Source organism: Nitrospira sp. BLG_1 (assembly GCF_047338595.1).
In the GTDB taxonomy this organism is placed as follows: Bacteria; Nitrospirota; Nitrospiria; order Nitrospirales; family Nitrospiraceae; genus Nitrospira_D.
Genome location: NZ_JBLFBO010000001.1, coordinates 132,039 through 157,252 on the forward strand (window position 1 = coordinate 132,039; position 25,214 = coordinate 157,252).

The window sequence follows — 25,214 nt, forward strand, 5'->3', positions numbered from 1 at the left end:
GTGCTTCCTGCAAAGCTATCTGCCGGGCGCCTCTTGCGGACGGCTGCTGGTTGACCGCTGTTCACTCGACTTCAGTAACGCCGATACCTCCTCAGTCAGATCGATCCCAACCGGACACCAGGTGATGCACCGGCCGCAGCCGACGCATCCGGATGTTCCGAATTGATCGATCCACGAGGCAAGCTTATGCGTCAGCCACATCCGGTAGCGATCCTTGATCATTGGACGGATATTCTTGCCATGAATGTACCCATGCTCCTGTGTGAAACAGGAATCCCACAATCTGGCGTGCTCGCTGTTCTGCCGGGTGAGATCCGGTGTCTCTTCGACCTTATGGCAGAAGCACGTCGGACAGACCATCGTGCAATTCCCACAGGCCAGACATCGTGCCGCTACATCGTCCCAGCGTGGATGCTCATGCGCCTCGTGAAGGGCTTGCGGCAGACGCGTGCGATCCAGTCGGCGGACTTGGCTTTGTGCACAGGCATCTCCCCGCGCCGCCGCCTCACGGGTCAATCCTTGAGAAGCTGGAGACAGGGAGAGGGCAGAAAGCAGATCAGACCCGGATTCGCTGCCTGCTTCGATCAGCAGCTGATCGTCCACTTCAGTCAGAGTGAGATCGGAACCGTTCTTAACACAGGGACCCGTGTCCATGGATGCGCAAAAGCAGGTCTGCAGTGCTCTGGTACAGTTGACAGCAATGATGAACAGCCCCTCACGGCGAGTCGCGTAGTAGGGGTCCTGATACTCGCCTTGTAGAAAAATTTGATCTTGGATGGCCAATCCTGCGAGATCACAGGCACGAGCGCCGATGACCGCCACCTTCTCCGATGGGGGAAGTGTAGACCTTGTGGTGAATCCGTCTTTGCTCCGCTCAATCTGTACGAGCGGTTCACGCGGCGTGAAGGCGAAAGGCTTTAGCGATTGCGGTCCATGCACGACTCCGAAGATGTCTTTGGAGCCAGTTTGTTCCAACCGATAGCGCCCCGGCTCCTGATGATCGCGCCAGCCTACCGGCAGGTCGGCCACTCGCCTAATCGTGTCCCATACCACCCCGCCGTCGCGGACTGTAGGGCCAAGAATTCGATACCCCCTAACGCTCAAGGCATCGAGTAATTGCTGGACGTGAGCTGCCGGGATGACTTTGTGATGATCGTCAGCCACAAACCCTACTCATAGTCTGGCAAATCATCCTGCCATAGTATGAGCTTCTGTCCTCTCGCGCAAGGAGGGAAGGATCACCTCCGTCTTCTCTTATCTCGTGAGGCTTCATGATCTCTAACCGTCACATTCAAAACTGATAGCACTTCACTCCTCTCTAAAACTTCTTCGACGCTGTCGATCCTTCCTTCACATTGATTACTACCCCGCTCTCAGCGTCGATATGAACTTCAAGCACCTTGCTTTCCGCCTTGATGACCTTCACCCTCCAGACCAGGTTGTTAGGTTTGAGTTGAGCCTCGATGATCTTGCCTGACACTTTCTCTGATGTGGTTTTGATGGCCTGCTCGATCGTCACCTTGGCCCCAACGGCCATCTCCACGTTCCCCGTCGACTTTTTCTTGTCACTGTAGGCTGTTCCAGTCCCGGTCAACGTTCCTGCCACGCCCAACAGGAGAAACATGAACACAATGCGCAATTGGTGATTGATGGACATCTCCCTCTTTTTCTAGCTTGGCCCAACCCAAGAGGCTTACATAGACGCTGCTACGTGTTGTCTTTGTGACCATGGATCTCCCGCTCCGCCTCCAACCAATCATCGACTGCATAACCCTGTCGATAGCCACGCTCGACGTAGAACTCATAGGCGCGATTGGCGATACGGGCTTGTACATCATCAGAAGGGAAAATCGGTTGGCGATGAACCGGTTCCTTCACAGCGTCCTTCGGCTCCCTGCTTTGTACACGTTCGGCACTCGTCCGTTTTCGTGGCTCTTTACCGCTGGGTGTTCGCATGATCCAAAGGCTCCCTTCTTTATTTACTCTTTAGATGGAGGTGTTGTACGCGGAGGGACTCGACACGGCATAGAGGCCGAGACCTTTCATCGTCAGCCTGACTTGTCCTACTCGGCTCAAGCGGTCTAACTCACAGAACACCTGATTCCAGGTCAGATCTGGGCATTCAAGAACCACTTCTTCGAGCTGGCCACCTGGGGACCGAATGATAACTTTCATGATTCTCTCCCTTCTGGTTCATGAGTTCTCCGTTATTTTAGGAACAGTAGAGTTCTGGGACATCCTAGAGGCTAGAGGCCACTCAGGGTCGCCAACAACAATGACTCTTCGAAGCCCCTGAAGTTACTCACGTTGTGCTTTTTCGCTATTAGCTGGAGTTTCTTGGCAAGACTGTTGAAGACAATTCCAGAAATATCACCTTACTTCGACCTCTTACTCTTATAAGGATCGTCAAAGATGGCCTCACACTCAAGACAGCGAACCTTGCCGGTCGGCCTACCGTCCCTCGTCAGGACGTCATCAATCATCCGTTGGTGCATGCAGCAAACGTTCAATGCGGGCCTGCTCGGGGTTCGACCGGTTTCCTGAATCCTTTTGGTCTCCATCGACACCTCGGCTTCTTCCATCGTCGAATCTTCGTCTTCCGGCACGCGCCGAAATTGTTCTATCGTGATCCTCCGACCAGATACCTTGTGCGACTGACCAAGGTGGCCCCTCACGCAAACCACACTTTGGCAGACCTAAGGGTTCTCCAATCCATAGGACACTTTTCAGACTAGTTACAATGGAACGGGTGCCGCAGGAGAAGTCGCGACTGCGACATCGTGATAGGCCTGCACCCGATAGGCCCTGTCGCCGTCCAGCGTTACCTGAACTTGACCGCTTCGACTCAAATAGTCGATTGCGAGGAACACCTGGTTCCACGTTAGTTCAGGACAGAGCGTCACCACCTCTTCCATGGAGCAGGCCGTGCCGAGCTGTTCTAGCACACGGTGCACACGCACAGTGATTGCTGCAAATATCATAGGCAACCTCTTTTTGATGAAATCCACGTCAACGAGTTTTAGCGTATTTGAAAGACTCTCAGCGTGATACTAGGACATTCCTAGGAATACGATGAAACATTACTGGAGTGAATGTACTAAACGAGGCGAGAGATGAAAGATCGAGCTGTTTAGAGACTCACCAGGCCTTCGCTCACGGCAAATCGGGTAAGCTCGGCAGTAGAGTGGAGATTCAACTCCTCCATGATCCTGGCTCTGTGATATTCGACAGTCTTAACGGAAATGTTGAGAATGGAAGCAATCGACCTTGTGCTTTTCCCCTCCGCGATGAGCTGCAGCACTTCACGCTGACGCGGTGGGAGCGCAGTGATGGGCCGCTTCGAGACCGGCCGCTCGGCTGGAAGAAGGGTCGCCCCCATCATATCCTTGGTCACCGCTGGCGTCATGTAGTGCTGCCCCCTCAACACGGCCTGGATGGCTTGCTTCAACTCATCCGCCGCGGACTGTTTGAGCAAATAACCTGCCGCCCCAACCTTAAACGCCTCAGCAACATAGGTCGGAGTGGCATGCATGGTCACGAAAATCAATTTACTCTCCGGCATGAGTTTCGTGAGTTGTCTGGCTGCGTCTATGCCATTCAGCAGAGGCATGGAAATGTCCAGGAGAATAATATCCGGTCGCAGCCGTTGTGCTTCGTTAAGCAAGGCTCGACCGTCCTCGACGGTACCGACCACCTCTGCTAGCTCTTCGACCAATCTCCGGATACCGGCCAACACGAGCGAATGGTCATCCGCCATGAGGATGCGTGGACGGGTCACAATTTCTTCTCCTAAAATGGAATCCAGGCACAAACCTTGGTCCCGTTCGCCGCCCTGGAATGAATGTTCAAACATCCATTCAGTAATCGCAGCCGCTCCTGCATACTAATTAATCCCATTCCCTTCTGGTGACTACTCTTGTCCTGCACATCAAATCCTGTCCCATTGTCCATCACCGACAGACCGATAATTCTAGATGAGCCACTCAGCTTAACCAGAACGTCCGTCGCTTTGGCATGCTTCACCACATTCTGAAGGCTTTCCTGGCACACCCGAAACAAGCACATGGTGAGATCAGGCGGGAGCGAATCAGGAACATTGTTGACTTTGAGCGTGATCTGCAGACCGGTTCGCTGCATCGCATGCTGGACAAATTCTTCGAGTGCCGCTTGCAACCCGGCATGTTTCAACAAGGAGGGGTGTAAGCGATGGGCTAACTGGCGAAAATCGTTGGCGAGCTGGGCCAGCTCTTCACGCACCGGCTCCAGGGCATTGCTGAGCAACTCCGGCATGAGTGGAGGATTCCGTTCGAGCGCCGCCACATCGAGCGTCACAGCCGCCAGTCGCTGGCTGAAGTCATCGTGGAGATCGCGGGCGATTCGCTGGCGTTCGCTGTCTTGAGCCCTGAGGAGCAACGACGCCAGGTCTTGAAGTTGTGCTCGTGACTCCTGCAACTCACGTTGATTCCAACGGAGTGCCTCCTCCGCCCGCCTCCGCTCCGTAATATCCGTCACAATGCCACAAATTGCGTACAGTGCGCCGTCGAGTTGCCGAAGCGGAAATTTCCATACGATGCTCGTATGGAGCCCATCATCCTGCACTGCCATTTCTTCAAACTGGAGCGACCGCCCCGCAGCTATGACTTTGAGATCGTTGGCACGATAGATAACAGCCTGCTCCGGTGGAAAAATATCATGATCCGTTTTGCCAATGATGTCCGGCCTTGTGAGATGGAATGTCTGCTGGAACTGTGTATTGGCATCGAGGTAGCGGCCTTGTAGGTCCTTCATAAAAATCAAGTTCGGGCTGTGATCCAGCATGCTTTGAAGCCGCTCTTCACTCTTGAACAGCGAGAGTTCTACGGCGTTCCGCTCAACGATCTCAGCGCCCAACCGTTCGTTTGACCGACGAAGCTCAGCCATCCGCTCAACGACGCGCTGCTCAAGCGTTTCGTTGAGCTGGCGGAGCTCCTCCTCCGCCCGCTTGCGCTCGGTGATGTCGCGACTGACCGTGGCGTAGCCGGCCACTTGACCGTTTTCATCCATGACCTGAAACACGTTGTAAATCATCCACAGCGCCTCGCCGGTCTTGAAGTGACGGAAACGTACCACGATTTCGCCGTGCCCCTGACGCAGGACGCTGGGTAAAAATTCGCCGATGATCCTCGGCTGGTCTTCGGGGAAGAAATAGTCCTTCACGTGCGCCGCGCACGCTTGCTCGAGCGAGTCCAGCCCGACAAGCCTCCGGCCGGCTTCATTGACATAGAATGGCTTGAAGTCCAGGTTGCACATCCCAATGAACTCGAGGCTTTGATCGGCCAGCGACACAAACTTCTGTCGCTCTACCTCCGCCTGCTTACGTTCAGTGATGTCCGTTTCGGACCCCACCATGCGAATCACTTGTCCTTGTGCGTCCCAGACCGCAACCCCGCGGTCGTTGACCCAGTAATACGTTCCATCTTTTCGCCTTGTACGATATTCGCACTCAAACGTGGGGATGTCTTTGTTGAAATAGGATTGTACCGTTGCCATCACCCGTGAAAAGTCCTCCGGATGGATCCGAGACGACCATTCAACCTCTTCTGCACTGATTTCGTCCTCGTGGTAGCCACGTACCTGTTTCCACCGCGAGGATAAAAACACAGTATGTCCGGTAACGTCCCAATCCCATATCCCATCGGTTGTCCCGGTCGCGGCGAGTTGCCACCGCTCTTCGCTCCGACGCAATGCCTCTTCCGCCTGCTTGCGTTCAGTGATATCGTGGCCGGTGGTCAGCAAGCAATGTTTACCTCCTAACCCGATCAGATCAACCGAGATGAGGACTTGCCGCATTTCTCCACGCTTCGACCGGACGGCGACTTCGAGATTTTGAACCGTTCCATCAGATTTCACCCGATCAATTAGCCGGCTCCGCTCCTGAGCCTCAGGCCAAATCCTCGGCATTAACGCCGGTTGCCCTATCACTTCATCGCGTTGAAACCCAAAGAGATCCAAGCAGGCATCGTTAACTTCTAGACAGCGCCCCGTTTCCAGGTCAGTGATTCCAATTGGATAGGGACTCAAATGGAAGGCTTTGGTGAATAGTTCTTCTACAGACGGCACGGTCCGACGCCTTGGCCTAATGTCCACACGTCGCGCGCCCCGTGGCGGCCTTCTCTTGGATGAAGAACTCTTCTTGATCGTTTTCGGTGGCATGGGAGAGGCCATGATTCTAGGCTTCGTGTGATACCCAGACAAGAGCAGTGAGCCTCAAATGGCTGGATCAGGAGGGTTCCAGTAATCTTTGTATGCATGATTAGGAAAATGCCTAGGATCGGAGGGGCCAGGACGGTCGTAATTAACTCGGCGATTGATTCTTTAAAAAATGGAGTTATCTGATAAGTGAGCGGAGGCCTCGGTGAGAGGAACAGTCAAGGGAATTGAGGTCGAGCGCTGGGGCGGTGAGCAGGCCCGCCGGTACCAAGCGGGGAGCCTAAACCCCTCCAAGACCTCCACAAGTGCAAAAGAGCTCTCTAGACCCGCCTTCGCTCTCGTTTTTTCCTGTTGCCTTCCTCGAACAAAACAAATGGAGGCTGCACCCTATGGATGTCATCTTCTTGTGATCTGCGAGTGGGAGATAGATTGGAGGGATTTGGTAGCAATCAACAAATGGCCCGCTCTTGCGTGAAACCACGGGGGCCGTCATCTGGCCGGAGTCACGTTCGGCAATCCTTCAGTCGCATGAGGCTGATTGCCCCGCGCCTCACTTTCCGATCAGGCCGACTCGGCGGCCGTGCCTAGTGGCACCGACGATCGATGGCGCGTCCCTTGAACACCCTGACTCCTCGACGGAAACAGCGCCCGCATCCATTGGACACTAGCTGCACAAGAACGGGCCCCTCACCTACGGCCGATCTCTCTACACTCATGACACCTCCTTCACTTCCTAGATAACCCTGATCCAGTCGGAATCAACACGGCCTTCATACTACAAAAGAAGACCTTGATAAGACCGGATTCGATAGTGATCTCGCGCCACATTCTCTCAGTCAGTTCACTCGCTAAGCTGTCGAAAGAGGCGACAGCCTCACCGAGACCACTGTCCCGTAATGCTACAAACCGCCTCGTCATCTTCACGGCGCTGGATCCTCCTAACGGTCTAACTCATCGCATTTCCTAAGAAGACAGCCACCAACCGTTGTCCCCTTCTCCCTTGGCACCGTCAATGCACTGGCCTCAAAGTGGCAATGGTTGAGTTATGGAAGGGAGGACGATGATGACACAGACGGCAACGACACAAGCTGTCATGGACATTGTGCGTCGCTCGCCAGGTTGCGACCTCGAAGAGATCGCCCACCGATGCCCAGGGCTGACGTGGAACCAAGTCTTTCTGGAGGTCGATCGACTCAGCCGAGAGGGCGACGTGATTCTGAAGCTACAACAAAGGGGGCATTACAGTGTGAAGCCCTGTATCAGACACTCATAACAACCCACAAGGAGGCGATGGTCATGAGCGCATTGACACGATGGGAGCCGACGACAAGATGGAACCCTTTCAAAGAACTCGAGGAGATGGAAAAACGACTCTCAGGCTACTTTGGGCGTACGGCAACTCCAGCCGGCAGCGACAAGAAGGAAGCCATCTCGGTTGCCGAATGGGCACCGCTGGTGGATATCTCGGAAGATGACAAAGAATACGTCATCAAAGCGGAACTTCCCGAGATGAAGAAAGAAGAGATCAAGATCAATGTTCATGACGATGTACTTGCGATCAGTGGTGAACGGAAATACGAGAAGGAAGAAAAGAGCAAAAAATATCACCGGGTTGAGCGCGCCTACGGCAGTTTCATGCGGAGCTTTACGCTTCCTGAAGATGCCGACGGGTCCAAGGTCAACGCCGAGTATAAAGACGGCGTGCTGAAAGTCCATCTTCCAAAGTCGGAGAAGGCCAAGCCAAAGGCGATTGAAGTGAAGGTGTCGTAAGAGGAGTCGAGGTTTAGGTTCAGGTTGAGGGCCAGAACGCTGTCCCTGACTTGATCTGAACCTCACCCTTGGCCTTGCTCAGAAAAGGAGGGCGCCATGTTTCGCCATCCCCGTTACCTCGAGATTCCATGGGACGTCCATTGGGATGAGAAGGAATCCGGGTCACAGCATCATCTGCTGCTCATGCTGATTCTGATCTTCATGGTGATGTTTCTGATCGGGGTTGGTGTGACAAGCGGTCTTGCATAGATTGGCAGATTTACTTGGTTGAGCCAAGCAGACAACCAGAGGTTCGTGTGACGTTTAAGAATCGCGAAGAAGCTGGTCGACGGCTGGTCGATCGACTGCTCCAGTATCGTGAAAACCCGGCAGCAGTCATCCTGGCACTTCCTCGTGGAGGGGTGGCAGTCGGGTATCAGCTGAGCCTGGGGCTGCACCTTCCCCTGGATGTGTTCATCACCAGAAAACTGGGCGCGCCGGACAACTCCGAGTATGCACTCGGCGCGGTGGGGGAGACCGGAATAGTCTATCTCAACCCGGATGCCAGGGCGACGTATGGTCTGTCTCGTGCGGACATTGAGGATGTGGTCCAGGTGCAGCAGCGAGAGATCGCTCGCCGGCAAACGCTTTACCGCCAGGGCCGGCACCTGCCCACGTTGACCGACCGCATCGTCATCCTCGTCGATGACGGCATCGCGACCGGTTCCACATTCTTCGCATCGGTCCAATCCATCAGACACTTCAAACCAGGTCGCCTGATCGGCGCCATTCCGGTCGGCCCGGTGGAGACCATCCACGAAGCCCGTAGGCAGGTGGATGAGTTGGTGGTCCTTGCCACACCGGATCCATTCTGGGCCGTGGGCAATCACTACATAGACTTTGCCCAGGTCAGCGATCACGACGTGGTGGAGTACCTCAACCTGGCGGACGAATCGCTGTTGGAGTGGAAGGAACGGGCACACGCGTCAACAACCTCGCCGCCGCGCTAAGGGAGCAGTATGACAGCTAAAACAAAGACATCCGCCGGCCTGGGAGCTCGACATGATCGGACTGTCCAGGAGTATCAACACGACACCTATAAGCTGCGCGGAAAACTCAGGGAACCGACGGTCTGCACCGAATGCGGAGCCGTGTTTCATAAGGGACGATGGACCTGGGGCGCGAAACCGCTGGACGCTGATGAGATCACCTGCCCCGCTTGCATGAGAATCCGTGACAAGTACCCCAAGGGCCTTGTCACGCTCAAAGGCGCTTTTAAGGATGACCAGCATGAACAAGTGACCGGCCTGGTGAGGAATGCGGAGGAAACTGAGAAACGTGAACACCCCCTGTCTCGAATCATGTCGATCGAAACCAAACCCGAAGGCCTCGTCATCTCCACGACTGACAGCCATCTGCCTCGGCGAATCGGTGAGGCATTGAAGCATGCGTATCATGGCGAGCTGGAGTTGCATTACGACAAGGATGAAGATTTTGTGCGCGTCACATGGACGAGATGACACATGGTTGACTCATGTTTATGATGCGCATCGATACCAGAAGGGGGGTCACTCGATCTTGAGAAGCCAGGCACCATCGACCATCACCCGTTTCATAATCGCCGTGGTCTTGATCGTGGGTATGGGTACAGCCGAGGCAAAAATCGTCGTGCCTCCGACCGGTTCAGTGATCGAAGTCGACCAGGCAACGCTCAAAGCCGTGCTCGGTGCCTTTGAGCAGGCAGAAGAAGCCATCAAAACCCATGACCTCGACAAGGTCATGAGCATGTACGCTTCTCAATACAACTATCACGGGCTGAAGAAGGATGATCTCCGAACAATCTGGAAAGAGCTGTTTGAGGAGTATCAGAATATTGCCAGCACCCACCTCTTCACAAAGATAGCCAGGGTCGGAGCGGGTCGCGACGCCGTGCTGGAGATCACCTGTACCGGCCACCTCTGGGCAAAATCAAAGACCAGCGGCCTCTATGTCCCCATCGACAGTTGGCATGAGGAAATACACTACCTCGTCCTCGAAGATAGAGCGTGGCGTCTTCGCGGCAATCTCGGTGAATCACCGCGCGTGCTTCCATTCGGGACCGCCCCACATCCGCTGTTTTGATGAATCGGATGGGAAAGGCTATGGCATGAGAGTCATCATCGGCGTCGACTGGTCGGATCAGACATTCGCTGCGGTCGCCCAGACGTTCCACCTCTATCATCCCACCGATGTCACGTTGGTCCACGGCATCGAATTAGGGATGCTGGAGCATCCGTTTGTGGCCCAAGCGGGCAACGTGCAAGGGTACGACGATTTCCGCCGTGCAATGGTCGATTCGGGGCGACAAGTCGTGGAACGTGCTGCTGCTATGGTCCCGGCGGAGGTCACGTCGATCAGGAAGGTCAACGAGGTCAGCAATCCCGCTCAGCTTATCCTCGATAGTGCGAACAATCTATCGGCCGATTTGGTCGTGATTGGAGCTCGTGGGCGGAACCGTTTGTCCGAAGTCGTTCTTGGCAGCGTATCCCATCGCGTACTGTTGCACAGCTCCCGCCCGACCTTGATCGTCAGAGGTGCGGCACGCAAGATTCAACGGGTGCTCGTTGCTATTGAGGATCGAGACGATGCCGACCGAGTCGTCCGATGGCTGACGCAGCATCCCTTCGTCGATCCCGTCGAACTGTGTGTGATCCACGCTGTCGTCCCGATCGGGGTTAATGAGCCCTATGTCGGACCGGAAATCAGCGCCTGGCTGGACGATGTGCAACGATATGCGGAGGAGCTTGTCAAATCGACCGCCGGCAAACTTGTCAGCGCTCACCATACGGTGACTACGAAAGTGGTCCAAGGGAATCCCGTCGCCGTGATCGAACAGGAGGCGAAGGATATGGATTTAGTGGTCGTGACCTCTCATGGACGAAAGGGAATTTCCCGCTTTCTCCTAGGCAGTGTCTCGCATGCGGTCGTGCATCATGTTACCTGTCCGGTGTTGGTCCTACGGTGAAAGGATTGAAGATGAAGACGATGCTGCTCTTCGCGATGGCACTCATTTCCGTCTCGACTCCTATAGTCTTTGCTCAAGTGATCCGCGGGGATACGAGAGCCGGCCAAGCTGTCTATGAGCAACAGTGCCTCCGTTGTCATGGGGTCACACTTGACGGGAACGGTTCTGACAGCAAGGACTTGGTCATCCCGCCGGCCAATCTTCAATCCAAACAGAGTCGATCCAAGACCGATTGGGAACTCCTGGTGGCGATCTCTAACGGCGTGCTGTTCAGTCCCATGCACGGCTTTCGAGGGAAGCTGACTGATCAGCAAATGCTGGATGTGCTCTCCTACATTAGGTCCGTCGCACAACCGGATCTCACCAGTTAGCGTAGGGTGTCGGTCCAGCTCACAAAGCAGTTGTGCTTCCTGCCTCGCCTCGCGATACAACTGTTCATCCTTCTCCTCTGCGGCTGGGCAAGTGCCTTGCCAGGAGAGACGAATCCGGATATCGAGGTGTTCGTCCGAGCCGGATGCCCGCATTGTGAAGCGGCAAAGATCTTCCTCGACGACCTTCGACGTGAGCGCCCGTCGCTTCAGATTGCCCTCTACGACATCGCCGCAGACTCCGCTGCGCGACAGCGACTTGAAACATTGGCAAGCGATCACGGAGTCACCACAATCGGCGTACCGACCTTTGTCATCGGCACAGAGGTGCTCATCGGATTTCAGTCCGCCGACACGACTGGAGCTGAGATCCTCGCCAAACTGGATCTGACCGCACAAGGTACCGCCTCGCAACCGTCTGACGATGGCATCGAGGCAGGATGGTTCGGCCGACTTCGCGTTCACGAGCTCGGCCTTCCGCTCTTCACCCTTCTCATCGGGCTACTTGACGGCTTCAACCCTTGTGCGATGTGGGTCCTGCTCTTTCTCCTGTCGCTGCTGGTCAATCTGCACGATCGGCGAAAAATAGCGCTCATCGCCGGCACTTTCGTCGCTGTGAGCGGGTTGTTCTACTTCGCCTTCATGGCCGCTTGGCTGAATATGTTTCTTCTGCTCGGCTTCTCACGCGCGGCCCAGATCACGTTGGGCAGCGTCGCGCTTCTCGTGGGGGCGGTCAATATCAAGGACTTCTTTGCCTTCCATGCCGGTATCTCGCTCAGCATTCCCGAATCCGCGAGACCGGGACTCTACGTCAGAATTCGCCGCATCCTTCAAGCGGAATATCTCGCCGGGGCCTTGGCGGGCGTCGTCGTACTGGCCGGCCTGGTCAATACGATCGAACTGCTCTGTACGGCAGGGTTTCCAGCGGTCTACACCCAGATTCTGACGATGCAACAGTTGCCGACCTGGCAATACTATGCCTATCTCGGCCTGTATAACCTGGCCTACATTCTTGATGACACCGTCATGGTAACGATCGCAGTGATCACGTTGAGCCGAAGAAAATTACAGGAACAAGCGGGCCGCTGGTTGAAACTAGCCAGCGGGTTGGTCATGGCCTCTCTAGGAGTGATTCTACTTTTCCATCCTGAGAGGTTGCTCTGAAAGAGCACCTCACCTCAACACCACAACGTGCCCGCTGCGACTGGGTTGGTATTTGTGCATCTTCCCTCATCACCTTGCTCACCGGCCCCCACGCAGCGGAGATGACCCGGGGAGTCAAACGGTATTGAAGCCTTTGAAGAAACCTTGCTGTGGTTATCGCGTCTTGTTGAAGAAATTCTCAAGATCAGCGAATTCGATCTGAATTCGATCTTCGCTCTGCCGGTGAGTGCTGGGGGCAGGCCGATTGCGTTGAGCAACTAAGACCAGAGCCAGACGGCTAGCCAGATGCAACTTCCAACAATACATGCGATTGCACCCATCCCAACCCACGAAACCCACTTTGGAACAATGCCAGTTCCTGCTGTCGCCTCCCATAAACAGTTTTGCCCCTTTTCCGGAAGCAGTAGGGCTGCATCGACCTCTAAGAACCCTGGCACATACTTCTCGATATAGTGGCGCATGAGAACAATGTTCAGTCCGTATAGAACAACTGCGAAGCTCACCAGGACCAGAGCTCCGCTCCAGAATGGTAACCCCGTGAGCTTAATGAATAGAGAGGCCACCATGGTGGAGAGGATTACTAGAAACGCAAAGTTAACGATAAAATTTATCATTGCATCACACCGATTGAGGTATCTACATAGTCTCGGAATGTCTTTTGTGCCGTTTCGAAATGATAATGATGTTTAGCTCTCTTTATTTCCTCATCAACAGGGTTCACATAAATGACTCTGCATCCAGTTTTAACCTTACTCGCCATTAATCCAAGTAGCTCACAGAGGAAAGGATCGTCATTCGCATTTTCATGAGGTAAATGAATACCTATGATCTCGACCAAGACTGCCTCCCGTGCGCGAGACTTTGCCCTTTCTTGAATCCTCAACAATAGTTCAGGGTTGGCTTGAGGCCTCTTTCCTGGTGCATAAGTGGCGATTATGAGTTCGTCTGGGTCTCGGCCAATGAGAGAAGCCACACTCTGAACTTGCTTGTAACTAGGCCTGCCATCAGCTTCAAGACTGTGGGTGATCGGGATTGTGCCATCATCATTGGCACTTCCCTCAAGATCTCCGATCCAATTTATGGATCCGTGAGGCTTTAGCACCTCAATAGGTCGATCCCCCTTTTCTCCAATGCAATAATTTACATGCGTACACAGACATTGTGATTCTCCATCGTGTGGACCGTCGAAAAGAACACGACAAATTGCACGCTCAAGCAGGCAGTCGTAATTTAAAGTAACGAGGGATGCGTTAGACCATTCTTGGCTCGTAGCGAAACTTTTTCTCAAGAAGGCATCGTATATATCTGGCTGTTCAATAAAAGAGTCATCTACTCGTGGCTCATCATTGCGCATTAGCGGAAACATGGGCGGAGTCATGGAGCCCGCCATAAGAAAGTTCAGCTTTGCGAGAAGGTCCCACTCCTGGCGCTCAGAGAGATGAGTAGCCAATCGTTCAAATGGCTGCACGTTTGCTAAAAGTTGCTTCAGTTTGTTACGCACTCCATGGGAAGCAGTCACCGAATCAGTTGTAACATCGTAGGAGTCCCATTCTCGCAGCTCAGAACACTTCTTCCCTAAGTACCTCTCCACATAATCATGAAGCGTAATGCCCAAGGGAGGGCGATGCTCCAATCTCGCCCCATGAGAGGCACCTGCTCCAAACAACACAATTCTACGACAGGGCTGCATTCTAACTTGTGACCTTAGTGTGGCCTGAAGGAGTCAACGAGGATTTAAGGAGTCAGTCCTTGTCGAGCCATTGAGAACCAAGCGCCACCCTCAACAGGCAACTCAAGGCGATACTAGAAATATCTGCGGTGATTTCCTACATGCGACCACATTATTTTCTATAAATGTGGTGATTTAGCGCGGGATCTTTATATTTTGTCGGTTCCTTTCATACCAATCTGCCCATGAATCCATAAGCGCTGATCCTTGAATCTCCTCATAAGGCCTGTCGTTTGTCCAAGAGCTAATACGAAGCTCAATTCCTTTTTGGAAATAAAGACGATAGTTCTTCGGTAACTCAGAATGCGCTTTCGCCAGAACTTTGTCTGTTGTAATGTTTGCCTCACGGAGTGCGCTCTTGTACAAAGAGAGGGTTTCGTCCAATTCCGATTTGGATATGAGCCCAGCCCCTCGCCTGTTTGACAACTCATGCGCTTGAACCACAAAGCTGATTGATTGGATGAAATGCTCAGCATCTTCCTTTTCACCCTGAGACCACTGCTGGCCGCATCCCATCGGCGAGGCTATCAGGGCTGAATATAGCAGCCATTGTAATAGGTGATTCACTCTGCACTCCAACTCTCTGATCTCTCTAATCCGAAATCAAATAAGTTCACTTCGAACTAACCTTGTCTCATGTCAACGGGGTGAAACCTTCCTACCTCCCTAAGTCTAGTGCAACAACTTCACGTTCCACAGCTATACCCACTGCCCGACGTATAGCTTCCAACTCACATCGCTGCTGCAGGTTCATCCAGAATTCTAGCGTGGTGGAAAAGCACCGCGCCAACCGCAGTGCCGTGCCTGCCATAATACCACGCCTCTCATTAGCAATCTCGTTAACACGTGTGGTCGTCACACCAAGGCGTTGGGCAAGGGTGTTGGCGGAGAGATTCAGCGGCTGAATGAACTCTTTCCGCAAGATTTCTCCAGGATGGATAGGCGGCAATCGTTTCTTACACATCGCCGATCTCTTTACGACGCCCATTTCATGTGGAGCTTTCGGTGATGCATCGCGCAGTCTCGGAGGTACAGATTGATCAGGCTTTGATACGGGATTCCCATGTCTTCCGCAATGGATTTGAAATAGGTCACCGTATCGCAGTCCAGCCGCATCGTGACCGGCTGTTTCAAATTCTTGATATACGGATTCTTGCGTCCGTTCATTTTTGAGAGATCGTAGTGTTTTCTCATAAGCCCGGCCAATAATGCCTTATCTTAAGTACGACTCTTCCACATATCTGGTTCCCGATGTAGATGAAGTACGGCTAGAACGACAACATCGTCCGGCCCTTCAACGAAATACACCCCATAGGGAAAATGGCGAAGAAGTGCTCGCCTGACTTCGCCTTCTAACTGCGGGAACTGCTTTGAGTTGCTTTCAACCCGCTTAAAGACTTCGTCGAGTTCACTAAGAAACCGCATACCCAACCCAGATCGTTGGTCTTCGTACCACAAGGCAGCTGCTTGGATGTCCAGATCGGATTGGCGTTGGACGAGGAGTCGCCGTGCCATTCGTCAGATCAGCGATCTCGCAACTTGGCTTCGATTTCTGTGCGAACATCAGCCCATGGGCGACCCGCAGTGTGATCTGCCCGATACGACTCTAGCCGTTCACGAATGATCCTTCGATGCCAATCGGGGACAGGAACCTGCTTAGGGATGGCTGCGATATGATCCCAGAGAGATTGAACAAAGTCGATCCGTTCTTCGACCGAGAGATCGTCGAATCCTGGAGGTGGAGAAGGGATTGGTTTGGGCATATTTCACACCAGCTACGGATCAAGTATAGCGCAAGCTATGGACTGTGAGAATAGCGGTCTTGAGAGAGAAAAAGACTCCGATCATCGGCCTACTGCTCCGGATGAGGATCTTTTCGGATGAGTGCGAGGTAGAGCAAAGTGTCGGCGAGGTCTTGATCGGTCATGGTGGTGTCGGGAAACATACCGGTGCCGGGATGGCCCTCCCGGATGGCCCGAGCCCGTTCCTGATTGTTTTTGAGGCGCAAGACATCGGGGTTCCGTAAATCGGATGGAGAAGGATTCAGCTTTGCGATGAGTTTGGCCGTGTCCGCTTCCACTCGTGGTGTCCGATACAAGTACCCGTCGATGCCGTGACAATAGTAGCAGACACCCTTGCCGTTGAAGATGTCTCGCCCCCGCAAGATATTGCCCTTTAGTTTCCCGCTCGGTTGAGCAGCCGGAGGCTCTGCCCAAGCGTCATGAGCCAAGAGTACTGTCTCCATTCCCAACCAACCCACGAGCAGGACACTGAATGTATTCAACCAGGCTTTCTTATTCATTGGTCTGTTTCGTCTGTCTAGTCTAGCGGGCTGAATTAGTTACTTGGTTGCTCTGTGTCAGTCGATATACCACCCCAGACAGACCAGACGAACCAGAGGGACCGAACCGACAAGATAGACTGGGCACGTGTACCTTGTCAGTGCCCACTGCAGCAGGCATTGCCCCGGTCTTCCGGAATCGTCTTCATCGTGGTGAAGATCGTGTCGCGCTCGTCCGCATTGGTGACGTTATCAATGGCAGGATAGAGGGCCTTCTCTTCCTTTCTATTGTGAGAGCCCAAGAGGTTGAGCAAAGCCTGCTCCTCTTGATCACTATTGAGATCCTGGCTCTCCACTTTCCGATGAATCGCGTCAAGCAGCTGCTTGATCTGCTCATGCTCAAATCGCATCACGGGGGTCGGCCCGTCCTCGATCATCCCGGTCTTCTCCTCCCACATTGGAAACAGCAGCTCCTCTTCCCAGACGATATGCCGCTGGAGCCCAACTTTGAATTCCTTGAACGCGTCCTTCGCCTTGGCAAAGTCCGAACGTTTCGATGTCTGAAAGGTCTTGAACAATTCATCCAGCCGGTCATGATCCTCCGCGTACAATGCCGTGATCGTGTTCTGCTCGCTCATTGCTTCCCCCGTCATACCCACACAGGTACTTTTATTCCGGTTCTCTATCGTACCTCCAGCAGACTCGAGAGTCTTATCGTTCTCTCCGCTCCCGTATCGCGTCTTTGCCTGCTTGCAAAGCCGCTTCCACATCAGCCCGGCGCTCATCGACAAATTGTCTGCCCCGATTGATCACTTCATCAAGCGCCGCCCGCGCCTCTTTGGCTTTCTCGATCACCTCGTCCTCCGTCTTTCTTGCATACCCTTTGATTTCTCGCCGGGTATCCTCGCCAGACCTCGGAGCCAGAAGAAATCCGGTCATGATCCCCATCATGGCGCCGCCGAGAAATGCCAACGCTACCGCCAGTCCTGAATCCTCATCGTTACGAGTCGTCATGGTCGACCCTCCTGGATAACACATGGTTCGTATATGCCAGCGCGCTGTGCCGGACGAAGCTCCTCACGGCACAACGACCACAGCTTACTAAAGGAATCAGTCGGAATACCACCCCCACGCCCAAGATCTTACGACGACTCCGCCACGCTGCGTAACGTTGAACGTCGTCGGCAAAAATGATGCACAGTTAGCCGAGAGGGTTGAATGGCGCGAACGTCCGAATATAGTTCAACACATCCCGGATTTCCTGATCGGATAACCGATCCGCCCATCCGTGCATCGGGCTAAAGAGCACTCCCCGTTTGATCCCGAGATACAGATCCATATCGGTCTTGGTCCTGTATTTAGGCGCCCGAAAATTTGCCGGTGGCACAATCAATTCCTTGATCTCAGGCCCAAGCCCATCACCGGTGGTGCCGTGGCATCCGGCACAGTGTTGCTGAAAGATTCTCTCTCCGTTCTTCGTGTTTCCAGAATAGCTCTGAGCCAGAGCCCACGATACTGACAACCCAACTACTACGACGCTTAGCACAAGGCGCACGAACATATCCCCTCCCTCAATAGCTGGTGAACACGAAACCAAACAACACAGTGATTGCTTAAACGGTGGCGGCGCCCAGTTTGCTCATGAATCCCATCGCCACTTCAGAAGCAGCTTTGTCGCGCATTAGCTGGTCTCTGCGCCTGATTCTCAGTGCTGGTGCTGCTGGCCTCCGCCGGATCCTCCACTCCCGTGATCACCCCCGTCATGACTTCCTTGTCCACCACCGGCCTGAGCGCCTCCATGACTGCCTCCTCCCATGCCACCCATCATTCCGCCCATTCCTCCTCTCCCGCCCATCATTCCACCATGGCCCATCCCGCCCCCTCCGGCTCCGTGCTGACCACTACTCTTCATCTGCTCATGAACAGCCCTTTCTTTATCACGTTGATCCGAACTCAACAGAGCCATGGCCGTGCGCTTACTTTTGATGGCTGCGAAGAGGCAGGCCGATTCCACATTCTTCAATTGCTCGACCTTGGCCTGAATCACACTAAGGTCAGTTTTCTCATCTTCCAACAAGGCGTGCAATTCGAGATTTGCCACCTTTGCATCAGCCTCTAATCGGGCTTCTGAGCGCTTAAAGTCGAGCTGAATAGCCTTGACCTTAGTGATTTGTTCCGGCGTCAGCCCGATCTCCTTCGCATGCTTCAACAGATGCTTCAGATAGTGCCCGCCATGGTCATGTTGCTCTTCCTGATCATGCCCACCATGCCCCATCTTCCCGTGGCCTTCGTCGGCATAACTCGGAAACGCGGCTATTGCGATAGTCAACGCGGCTCCCCCGATCCTAAATAACCACTGCTGTTTCCACTTGATCATGGCAATACCTCCAAGGTTTGGTTCTTTCACAGAATATTGACCGCTCGTCTTCTGGTTAGTGAGAACCCTTCTTTGAACAATGAGATCCAGACAGGGCTGATTGCGATTCTGATTCCGCCTTTCGTTTCGAGACCAGTGAGAAGGATACTCGGCAAAATAGTGGCTAGGGGTCCGATCACATCGCTGTGATGCGGGAATACTCAGGGCAGGACGATCAGATGGGGAAAAACGCAACAACTCGCGCATCCTTCCTCGATGGATCTGGCGCATAGTCGTTTGGTCACTTACCGTGCACAGGAATCACCTTCACACTCACTCATTCCACCTTTTCCCTTTTGCCCGCGATGTCCCATCCCTTCTCTCCCTCCCATACCCGGCCCCATCCCTTCTCGATGCCCCATCATGCCATGCATCCCCGCGAAGGTTTGCTCATAGTGAATGAGGGCCCAGATTTCATTGTCGGACAAGACCGACCCGAATGCGATCATGGCGGTCCCGGGTGATCCGTACTTGATGGCCCAAAAGACTTCCCCCTCGGTGCGATGGCGCCAGAATCCATGATGCAGAAAGTTTCTCGGAGAGGGATTCATACCGGCTGCCGCCGGCCCCTTGCCGTCGCCATCTATTCCATGACAGGTGACGCACCCGCCCTTGCTGTTATACACCACTTTGCCCTGCTCAATGACCTCGGGAGAATGGGCCAAGGGATTCTTCAGCGCCCGCGCTTCCGCCAACTTATCAGCCGGCACGACTGATGGCATCATGTGCCGCTCGGCAGCACCAGCAGACACCGCGAAGCACAGCGAAGCAAGCATCACCGTCAACAGACGTATCTTCATCCTCTTGTTCCTTTCGCCGATGGCGCCAACGGTCTTCCGACGTTAGAGATCCAATTCCACCATTTTGCGGTGGAATCGAGTAATGACGTTCGGATCAGGCGTCAACCTGATCTTCGCCTCTTCCTTCCCCTTGTAGGGCAGCAGATTCAGGACATAGCGCAAGCTTTCCAGCCGCGCAGCCTGCTTGTCGTTCGCTTGCACGATGATCCAGGGGCTAAAGGTCGAGTGCGTTTTGCTGAACATTTCCTCTTTGCAGCGGGTATATGCATCCCATAGCTCCTGCGCCTTTTCATCGACAGGACTCAGCTTCCACTGCTTGAGCGGATTCTGCCGCCTCGCTTCGAATCGCCTGGCTTGTTCATCCTTGGAGATGGAGAACCAGAACTTAATGATGGTCACTCCATCTTCGTAGAGCATATGCTCGAATTCCGGTACTTGTTGAAGAAAGCGCTGATGTTCTTTTTTTGTGCAGAAGCCCATCACCGGTTCGACCACCGCGCGGTTGTACCAGCTCCTGTCGAAGAAGACGATTTCACCTCTGTTCGGCAGCTGGTGAATATAGCGCTGGAAATACCACTGGCCCCGTTCTGCATCGGTTGGCTTCGGCAGCGCCACGACTCGCATCGCGCGAGGATTCAGATGCTCGGTGAACCGGCGGATCGTGCCGCCTTTTCCGGCTGCATCCCGTCCTTCCACCAAAATGGCGATGCGCTCCCCACTGGCCTGAATCCACCGTTGCAGCCTGACCAATTCCACCTGCAACTGTCGTAAGTCCTGTTCGTAGAGCAGGGTCTTGCGCACTTCCTCGATATCGACGGCTTTGTTTGCCAGGAGTTTCAGAAACCCTTTCCTCGTGTTGACTCTTCGGAGATCATCCGCAGTCAAGGCATAGCCCGGCTCACCGATACGTCCGAGCCCCTGGGAAATCAGGGTGCTGCGCGGGACCTGGTACCCGTCCCCCTCCCGCGGCACCTTCGTGGGAATCGTCTCCAACTCCTGTGCATCCGTACCGGATGCGGAGGGCACAAGGTCGTCGATCTCCCCCGGATCCGTCTGCCCCTTGCGATCTCGTAACTTCCTCGACGATTCTCCGCTCGCTGCCATGAGAAACCTCCTTGACCCACACAATCAGAACATCACGTTCCGGTCCCGCTCTGCCACGGCTTTGATGTAGTCCGGCATACCCTTAATGGAAGCACCGGCCACCAGATCCGCCACAGTGACCTGACGAGCCACTGCACAGGCCCCGCACACCCAAATCTGCACACCGGCTGCCTGGACGGCGGCAAGCAGATCTTTCAACGGAGTCAAATTCACGCCGGTAACATGATCCGCCGTGCCCTTCCGCCCCAACGTCACCGCTTCGTTCCAGAGCCAGAGCACGACATCGTGCCCCTGCTCTTTCGCCGTCTTCGCCGCCATGAAGGGCAAGGTCGCCATGGTGGGATCGTCTGTTCCTCGACTACCTGAAATGATGAATGTTGCCATTGCCTTCCTCCGTGATGAACCGAAGAGCCGATAGCTGATGGCCTATAGCGTAAGGGACGGGCAAGATAGCGGAGAGCTCGCTCTTTCTCTCACAGGCTAGCTGCCATCAGCCATTCGCCATTAACTCCCGATACTCGATCACTTCGCCAGACTCCTGATGTAGTGAATCAACTGCCATACCTGCTCGTCCGGCAGTCCGCCAAAGGCCATCATGCCGGTGCCCGGCGATCCGTTCTTGATGACCCAGAACAACTGGCCGTCAGGGATGTCCTTCATCATCACACCACATGTAAAGTTTCTCGGCGGCGGCACCAAGGCGGCCCCCATCAGCCCCTTTCCATCTCCCTGTTCGCCGTGGCACATCACGCAGGCGACAGGTTGCGCGGTTTTGAGGAACAATTCCTTGCCCGCCTTGACTGCCGCCGAGGACGAAAGCGGATTAGTCTTGGAAAGGAAGTCATCAGGCGCCTTGGCCGTCTTGCGCGGCTGCACGCAGAGCCCGCCCGGCCCTCCCGCCGTAGCCGGGATCTCCGGAACTCCCTTGAATGTCACCTTCAAATAGGCGATCACATCCGCCACCCCTTGTTGGCCGATCGTGAGCCCCCAGTAGGGCATATTGGGCGATTTCCCGACGGCCACTCCACCGTGGTTGATGACGGTATAGAGGTATTCCATCGGCAGCTTGTCAAACGGCATGTTGGCGTGGATGGCCGGTTTGGGCTCAAGTGCGGACGCGGCGGGGCCGTCGCCTTTCCCGGTGAAGCCGTGGCACTGGGCACAATATTCTTTGTAGAGCACTTTGCCGCGCCCGGCGTCGGCCCGGCTGAACTCAGAACTCGTCCAGGGCTCGTAATACTGAAAGTCCGGTACCCCTTGAACCATCAGATAGCCGATCACGGCGCGAAGCTGTGGCTCCGTCGCGTCCGCCAGAAACTCGCCGCTGTGCGGCACAAAGTCTTGAGGGTTAAGGCCGAACCGGAACAGCCAATCCTTGTCGTATCGCTGACCGGATTTCTGCAGCGCTGCGCTTTGCTGTCCCCCGATCAGTTTGCCGTTTTCTTCGATCGTATGGCAGCCGAGGCACGCATGGGCTTTATAGGCAACTCCCCCGAACGCCACATCGAACTTGGTGACTTTCGACAGATCGAAGGCCCCGACTGTGACGCGTGGATCTTTGTGATGTTCAGCGAAATAATCGGCAATCGCGTTGGCGTCTCCCTCACTCACCATCGGATGTTTGGCCGGGACATCCGTTAGGTCCCATCGATAGCCTTTGACATAGAGCGGTGCCTCTTTCCCGGTCAGCCAGCGAATGAGCCACGATCGCTGGTATTTGCTGCCGGCCCAGATCAAGTCCGGGGCCCGGAGGTTGAACCGAGAATCAGCCGTCCCTTCCAGCCGGTGACACTGCACACAAGTCTGTTGGAGGAGGTCCTTGGCTCGAGCTTGATCACTGGCAAGAGAAGGGTCCTGAAATAGGACCAGCAGACCTGCTGCCAATATCCCCGTGGCTGCCATCTTCCTCCCTATTCCCTGCAGGCCCATCTCCTCCCTCCTTTTGTTGTCAGGTCATTGCCTGAGTCGCATGCCCTGTCGTGCGTACACGCTCATGATCCATCAGATTTGTGATGCTGGTGCGGATTGAGTTTGATCCCAATGTCCGGGGCCACGGCAATGGACTGATGCACCGTACAACCGTGCGCGACCTTCAGCAGTCGTTCCCGTTGATCCGCCGTGATACGATGAGGAAGGTGGATCGCAATGTCGATACGGCCCACACGATGCGGTCCTTCCGCCATCGTCCATTCCGCCTCGACGGCCAGACCGTCTCGGGCGATACCATGTCGCCCGCAGAACTGTCCGACGAAGTACGCAACACAGCTCGCGACAGACCCAACATAGAGTTCGACCGGGCCCATGCCGGCATCCTGCCCTCCATCCTCAACCGGCTGGTCGGTGATGATTCGATGCTTCCCGCTCACGATGTCGTACCGTGTCCCGCCGTGAAAGGTCGCCGTGAGTTTCATGTCGCTCTTCCCCCCGGAAGTTTTACCGCCCCCCATAGACAAAGCACACCGAGCGGCAATGCGATAAGCAGTCCTTCGACTCCAAATGATCCATGAAGAGTGACCGGCCCGAATCCTCCGAGCGAGGCTAAAGACGATTCAAGATCCGGCCAGAGGAAGGCAAACGTCAATGCGCCGCACAGCCCTCCTACTATCGTCATCCACGCGTCCGGTTTTCCCTCCGCAGCCGCAGCCAGCGCCGTCCCCGGACAATAACCCGTGACGGCGAACCCCACACCAAAGATCAAGCCCGCCATGATGATCCCTGGTAAATAGAGATCTTTCACCTTCATATGAGCCACACCGGCCGCATCTAAGACATGCACCCCAATCATCCCTACGCCGATGGCGGTCATGATGAGCTTCATAATCGTGAAGTCCCTCAGCCGCAAGGTACCGATGATCTTCGTGTAGCTCGATGCACCCGACAGTTGAAGGACCGCGCCGAATGCTGCGCCGAGGACGAGGCCCAGGAGTACTATCATTGCTCTGCTCGCTCAGGGTAGAGCCACCGAGCCGTCAGGATCGCACTCGCAAAAAGGGCGGTGGAAAAGACAAATGAGCTCACGGCTAACTGCGACACTCCGCTGATCATATGGCCGGAGGTACAGCCTCCCCCGAAGCGGGCACCGAACAAGAGCAAAAATCCTCCGACGAACGACCATCCTAGACGCCTCGCTGGGGCCGGACCGAACCGTTGGGCCCATAGCGACGGGACTATTCTTCCAGTCAATCGCCTCGTTGCAGCCGCTGCGATGAAGGCGCCGAGCGGAATCCCTACGACGAATAAGAATTCATAGGTGGCTAACGTCCATCCTTTGCTTGCGTGCTTCAAATAGGGACTCTGGTCAGCGAGGTCCGGGAGGATAGCGTGCAACAGCACGCCGTCCAACACCACATACTGGGTCGATACGCCGATCGGCTGAACGAGCGCCACCGCAATCAACAAAATTAAGCCGATCCCTAACCCTCCGGCCCACCAGGGCATCATGGGGACCGTACCCTCCATCTCAAACCCTCTGGCTGGATCGTCAACCATGACACCTCATCCGCATTGCCGGGTGACTCACAGCATGTCCTCCACGAAGATGGCTCGTCGAATCAATAGGGCGCATCCGCCGGCTTGCCCCCCTTCGGCCAATCGTGAATCTTGTCGGGAAAATCTGGCCGAGGCTGCGTATTAATATAGGCCGCTGCATCGAGTGCTTCCTCGTCCGTCACCGTCCAGCCCCAGCCTCGTGGCATATTGGCCTTGATAAAGGCAGCAGCCACACTGACCCTTGCCATACCTGCGCCGATATTGTACGAGCGCGGTCCCCACACAGGCGGCGCCGCCATAGTGCCTTGCCCGTCTGAACCGTGGCAGAAGACACATTTTTTCTCAAAGACCTTCTTGCCGTTGCCGGGGTCCGGTTGATGAGTCGAAGTCAGGCGCGGAATTCCTCGCCACGGGACCGTACTCCCGGCCGGCATATTTGTCGACAACCATTCGATGTAGGCCACAATGCCCGTCAGTTTCACACTGTCCGGCGGGAGAGGCTTCCCGTTCATACTCCGTTCGAAACACTCGTTGATCCGATCGGCTAATGTCATCTGACGGCCGGCTCGCTCGCGATACTGCGGGTACAGTGTACTGATACCCACGAATGACGCGGCATTCGGGTTAAGCCCTCCGTCCAAATGACAATTCGTGCAGTTGAGTGCATTCCCCACGTAGCGTTTCCCATATTCCTGTGTATCAACAATCATCTTATAGCCCAGTCGAATCTGTTCGCCTCGCAAATCACCGGGAATCGTTTCCGGCGACGGCGGAGCGAACAACGCGTCGACCTGTGACTCCGTGCTCGGACGGCCGTCCCCCGCATCCTCTCCCGCCACCCGTGGAGGCGGGACACAACTGATCACCCCAACCAGCGTGTACACCAGCGCGGCCCAAGCGACCACCGGTCGGTTCATCGAT

The 25,214-nt window shown here is 54.8% G+C and carries 36 protein-coding genes; 9 read left to right on the top strand and 27 right to left on the bottom strand.

From position 1 onward, the window contains the following. Positions 1-15: 15 nt before the first annotated feature. The 7 genes from ACMTNU_RS00655 to ACMTNU_RS00685 all read right to left on the bottom strand — a co-directional run bounded on the left by ACMTNU_RS00655 (position 16) and on the right by ACMTNU_RS00685 (position 6,099). Positions 16-1,164, bottom strand: a complete 1,149-nt coding sequence (locus tag ACMTNU_RS00655) for a 4Fe-4S dicluster domain-containing protein (protein WP_413933270.1) — start codon at positions 1,162-1,164, stop codon at positions 16-18. A 154-nt stretch (positions 1,165-1,318) separates the two neighbouring features. Continuing rightward, positions 1,319-1,657 (bottom strand): PepSY domain-containing protein, encoded by a 339-nt coding sequence (locus tag ACMTNU_RS00660; protein ID WP_413933271.1) that lies wholly within the window; start codon positions 1,655-1,657, stop codon positions 1,319-1,321. A gap of 50 nt (positions 1,658-1,707) precedes the next feature. After that, positions 1,708-1,956, bottom strand: a complete 249-nt coding sequence (locus ACMTNU_RS00665; protein ID WP_413933272.1) for a DUF2934 domain-containing protein — start codon at positions 1,954-1,956, stop codon at positions 1,708-1,710. Between the two features lie 30 nt (positions 1,957-1,986). Continuing rightward, positions 1,987-2,175 (bottom strand): hypothetical protein, encoded by a 189-nt coding sequence (locus tag ACMTNU_RS00670; protein ID WP_413933273.1) that lies wholly within the window; start codon positions 2,173-2,175, stop codon positions 1,987-1,989. Between the two features lie 560 nt (positions 2,176-2,735). Continuing rightward, a complete protein-coding gene (locus ACMTNU_RS00675; RefSeq protein WP_413933274.1) occupies positions 2,736-2,981 on the bottom strand; it encodes a hypothetical protein in 246 nt (81 codons plus the stop codon). A 149-nt stretch (positions 2,982-3,130) separates the two neighbouring features. Continuing rightward, positions 3,131-3,778, bottom strand: coding sequence for a response regulator (locus ACMTNU_RS00680; RefSeq protein ID WP_413933275.1), 648 nt, complete (start codon positions 3,776-3,778; stop codon positions 3,131-3,133). Between the two features lie 11 nt (positions 3,779-3,789). Then, positions 3,790-6,099 carry a PAS domain S-box protein gene (locus ACMTNU_RS00685; RefSeq protein ID WP_413933276.1) on the bottom strand — a complete coding sequence of 770 codons (2,310 nt, stop codon included), beginning with the start codon at positions 6,097-6,099 and terminating at the stop codon, positions 3,790-3,792. Between the two features lie 1,150 nt (positions 6,100-7,249). Here ACMTNU_RS00685 and ACMTNU_RS00690 point away from each other — a divergent pair. The 9 genes from ACMTNU_RS00690 to ACMTNU_RS00730 all read left to right on the top strand — a co-directional run bounded on the left by ACMTNU_RS00690 (position 7,250) and on the right by ACMTNU_RS00730 (position 12,474). Next, positions 7,250-7,462, top strand: a complete 213-nt coding sequence (locus tag ACMTNU_RS00690) for a hypothetical protein (protein ID WP_413933277.1) — start codon at positions 7,250-7,252, stop codon at positions 7,460-7,462. A 23-nt stretch (positions 7,463-7,485) separates the two neighbouring features. After that, positions 7,486-7,959 (top strand): Hsp20/alpha crystallin family protein, encoded by a 474-nt coding sequence (locus ACMTNU_RS00695; protein WP_413933278.1) that lies wholly within the window; start codon positions 7,486-7,488, stop codon positions 7,957-7,959. 96 nt (positions 7,960-8,055) lie between these two features. Then, complete coding sequence (locus tag ACMTNU_RS00700) at positions 8,056-8,208, top strand: hypothetical protein (RefSeq protein WP_413933279.1); 153 nt, start codon at positions 8,056-8,058, stop codon at positions 8,206-8,208. Positions 8,209-8,255: 47 nt separating this feature from the next. Beyond that, positions 8,256-8,948, top strand: coding sequence for a phosphoribosyltransferase (locus ACMTNU_RS00705; RefSeq protein ID WP_413933280.1), 693 nt, complete (start codon positions 8,256-8,258; stop codon positions 8,946-8,948). Positions 8,949-8,957: 9 nt separating this feature from the next. After that, complete coding sequence (locus ACMTNU_RS00710) at positions 8,958-9,458, top strand: BCAM0308 family protein (RefSeq protein WP_413933281.1); 501 nt, start codon at positions 8,958-8,960, stop codon at positions 9,456-9,458. A 121-nt stretch (positions 9,459-9,579) separates the two neighbouring features. Beyond that, positions 9,580-10,059: a hypothetical protein gene (locus ACMTNU_RS00715; protein ID WP_413933282.1), complete on the top strand. Its 480-nt coding sequence runs from the start codon at positions 9,580-9,582 to the stop codon at positions 10,057-10,059. A gap of 25 nt (positions 10,060-10,084) precedes the next feature. Next, complete coding sequence (locus ACMTNU_RS00720; protein ID WP_413933283.1) at positions 10,085-10,942, top strand: universal stress protein; 858 nt, start codon at positions 10,085-10,087, stop codon at positions 10,940-10,942. Positions 10,943-10,953: 11 nt separating this feature from the next. Then, the gene (locus ACMTNU_RS00725; RefSeq protein WP_413933284.1) at positions 10,954-11,313 is read left to right on the top strand and encodes a c-type cytochrome; all 360 of its coding nucleotides are present in this window, start codon (positions 10,954-10,956) and stop codon (positions 11,311-11,313) included. Between the two features lie 6 nt (positions 11,314-11,319). After that, on the top strand, positions 11,320-12,474 hold the full coding sequence (locus tag ACMTNU_RS00730; RefSeq protein WP_413933285.1) for a glutaredoxin family protein: 1,155 nt from the start codon (positions 11,320-11,322) through the stop codon (positions 12,472-12,474). A gap of 257 nt (positions 12,475-12,731) precedes the next feature. On the opposite strand, the gene ACMTNU_RS00735 is transcribed toward ACMTNU_RS00730, so the two are convergent. The 20 genes from ACMTNU_RS00735 to ACMTNU_RS00830 all read right to left on the bottom strand — a co-directional run bounded on the left by ACMTNU_RS00735 (position 12,732) and on the right by ACMTNU_RS00830 (position 25,210). Then, entirely contained in the window at positions 12,732-13,088 is a 357-nt protein-coding gene (locus ACMTNU_RS00735) for a hypothetical protein (RefSeq protein ID WP_413933286.1), read from the bottom strand. Next, entirely contained in the window at positions 13,085-14,089 is a 1,005-nt protein-coding gene (locus ACMTNU_RS00740) for a hypothetical protein (RefSeq protein WP_413933287.1), read from the bottom strand. Before ACMTNU_RS00740 ends, ACMTNU_RS00735 begins: the two co-directional genes overlap by 4 nt. Before the next feature lie 249 nt (positions 14,090-14,338). Beyond that, positions 14,339-14,770, bottom strand: a complete 432-nt coding sequence (locus tag ACMTNU_RS00745) for a hypothetical protein (protein WP_413933288.1) — start codon at positions 14,768-14,770, stop codon at positions 14,339-14,341. Positions 14,771-14,861: 91 nt separating this feature from the next. After that, the gene (locus tag ACMTNU_RS00750; RefSeq protein ID WP_413933289.1) at positions 14,862-15,167 is read right to left on the bottom strand and encodes a HigA family addiction module antitoxin; all 306 of its coding nucleotides are present in this window, start codon (positions 15,165-15,167) and stop codon (positions 14,862-14,864) included. 11 nt (positions 15,168-15,178) lie between these two features. Next, on the bottom strand, positions 15,179-15,397 hold the full coding sequence (locus ACMTNU_RS00755) for a BrnA antitoxin family protein (RefSeq protein WP_413933290.1): 219 nt from the start codon (positions 15,395-15,397) through the stop codon (positions 15,179-15,181). Positions 15,398-15,421: 24 nt separating this feature from the next. Then, complete coding sequence (locus tag ACMTNU_RS00760) at positions 15,422-15,718, bottom strand: type II toxin-antitoxin system RelE/ParE family toxin (RefSeq protein ID WP_413933291.1); 297 nt, start codon at positions 15,716-15,718, stop codon at positions 15,422-15,424. Between the two features lie 8 nt (positions 15,719-15,726). Further along, the gene (locus tag ACMTNU_RS00765; RefSeq protein WP_413933292.1) at positions 15,727-15,966 is read right to left on the bottom strand and encodes an addiction module protein; all 240 of its coding nucleotides are present in this window, start codon (positions 15,964-15,966) and stop codon (positions 15,727-15,729) included. A gap of 89 nt (positions 15,967-16,055) precedes the next feature. Beyond that, the gene (locus tag ACMTNU_RS00770; protein WP_413933293.1) at positions 16,056-16,505 is read right to left on the bottom strand and encodes a c-type cytochrome; all 450 of its coding nucleotides are present in this window, start codon (positions 16,503-16,505) and stop codon (positions 16,056-16,058) included. Between the two features lie 137 nt (positions 16,506-16,642). Beyond that, the gene (locus ACMTNU_RS00775) at positions 16,643-17,122 is read right to left on the bottom strand and encodes a hemerythrin domain-containing protein (RefSeq protein WP_413933294.1); all 480 of its coding nucleotides are present in this window, start codon (positions 17,120-17,122) and stop codon (positions 16,643-16,645) included. Positions 17,123-17,195: 73 nt separating this feature from the next. Continuing rightward, positions 17,196-17,498, bottom strand: a complete 303-nt coding sequence (locus ACMTNU_RS00780; protein ID WP_176697831.1) for a YtxH domain-containing protein — start codon at positions 17,496-17,498, stop codon at positions 17,196-17,198. Between the two features lie 187 nt (positions 17,499-17,685). Then, entirely contained in the window at positions 17,686-18,045 is a 360-nt protein-coding gene (locus ACMTNU_RS00785) for a c-type cytochrome (protein WP_413933295.1), read from the bottom strand. A 144-nt stretch (positions 18,046-18,189) separates the two neighbouring features. Further along, positions 18,190-18,861 (bottom strand): Spy/CpxP family protein refolding chaperone, encoded by a 672-nt coding sequence (locus ACMTNU_RS00790; protein ID WP_413933296.1) that lies wholly within the window; start codon positions 18,859-18,861, stop codon positions 18,190-18,192. Positions 18,862-19,145: 284 nt separating this feature from the next. Further along, positions 19,146-19,700 carry a c-type cytochrome gene (locus ACMTNU_RS00795; RefSeq protein ID WP_413933297.1) on the bottom strand — a complete coding sequence of 185 codons (555 nt, stop codon included), beginning with the start codon at positions 19,698-19,700 and terminating at the stop codon, positions 19,146-19,148. A 42-nt stretch (positions 19,701-19,742) separates the two neighbouring features. Further along, positions 19,743-20,804 (bottom strand): polyphosphate kinase 2, encoded by a 1,062-nt coding sequence (ppk2, locus tag ACMTNU_RS00800; RefSeq protein ID WP_413933298.1) that lies wholly within the window; start codon positions 20,802-20,804, stop codon positions 19,743-19,745. Between the two features lie 24 nt (positions 20,805-20,828). Then, complete coding sequence (locus ACMTNU_RS00805) at positions 20,829-21,188, bottom strand: DsrE family protein (protein WP_413933299.1); 360 nt, start codon at positions 21,186-21,188, stop codon at positions 20,829-20,831. Positions 21,189-21,326: 138 nt separating this feature from the next. After that, positions 21,327-22,706 carry a c-type cytochrome gene (locus tag ACMTNU_RS00810; protein ID WP_413933300.1) on the bottom strand — a complete coding sequence of 460 codons (1,380 nt, stop codon included), beginning with the start codon at positions 22,704-22,706 and terminating at the stop codon, positions 21,327-21,329. Between the two features lie 89 nt (positions 22,707-22,795). After that, positions 22,796-23,215: an OsmC family protein gene (locus ACMTNU_RS00815; protein ID WP_413933301.1), complete on the bottom strand. Its 420-nt coding sequence runs from the start codon at positions 23,213-23,215 to the stop codon at positions 22,796-22,798. Beyond that, positions 23,212-23,739, bottom strand: a complete 528-nt coding sequence (locus tag ACMTNU_RS00820) for a DUF6691 family protein (protein WP_413933302.1) — start codon at positions 23,737-23,739, stop codon at positions 23,212-23,214. Before ACMTNU_RS00820 ends, ACMTNU_RS00815 begins: the two co-directional genes overlap by 4 nt. Further along, a complete protein-coding gene (locus tag ACMTNU_RS00825; RefSeq protein ID WP_413933303.1) occupies positions 23,736-24,293 on the bottom strand; it encodes a YeeE/YedE thiosulfate transporter family protein in 558 nt (185 codons plus the stop codon). Before ACMTNU_RS00825 ends, ACMTNU_RS00820 begins: the two co-directional genes overlap by 4 nt. Positions 24,294-24,355: 62 nt before the next feature. Then, entirely contained in the window at positions 24,356-25,210 is an 855-nt protein-coding gene (locus ACMTNU_RS00830; protein WP_413933304.1) for a c-type cytochrome, read from the bottom strand. Between the last annotated feature and the right edge of the window lie 4 nt (positions 25,211-25,214).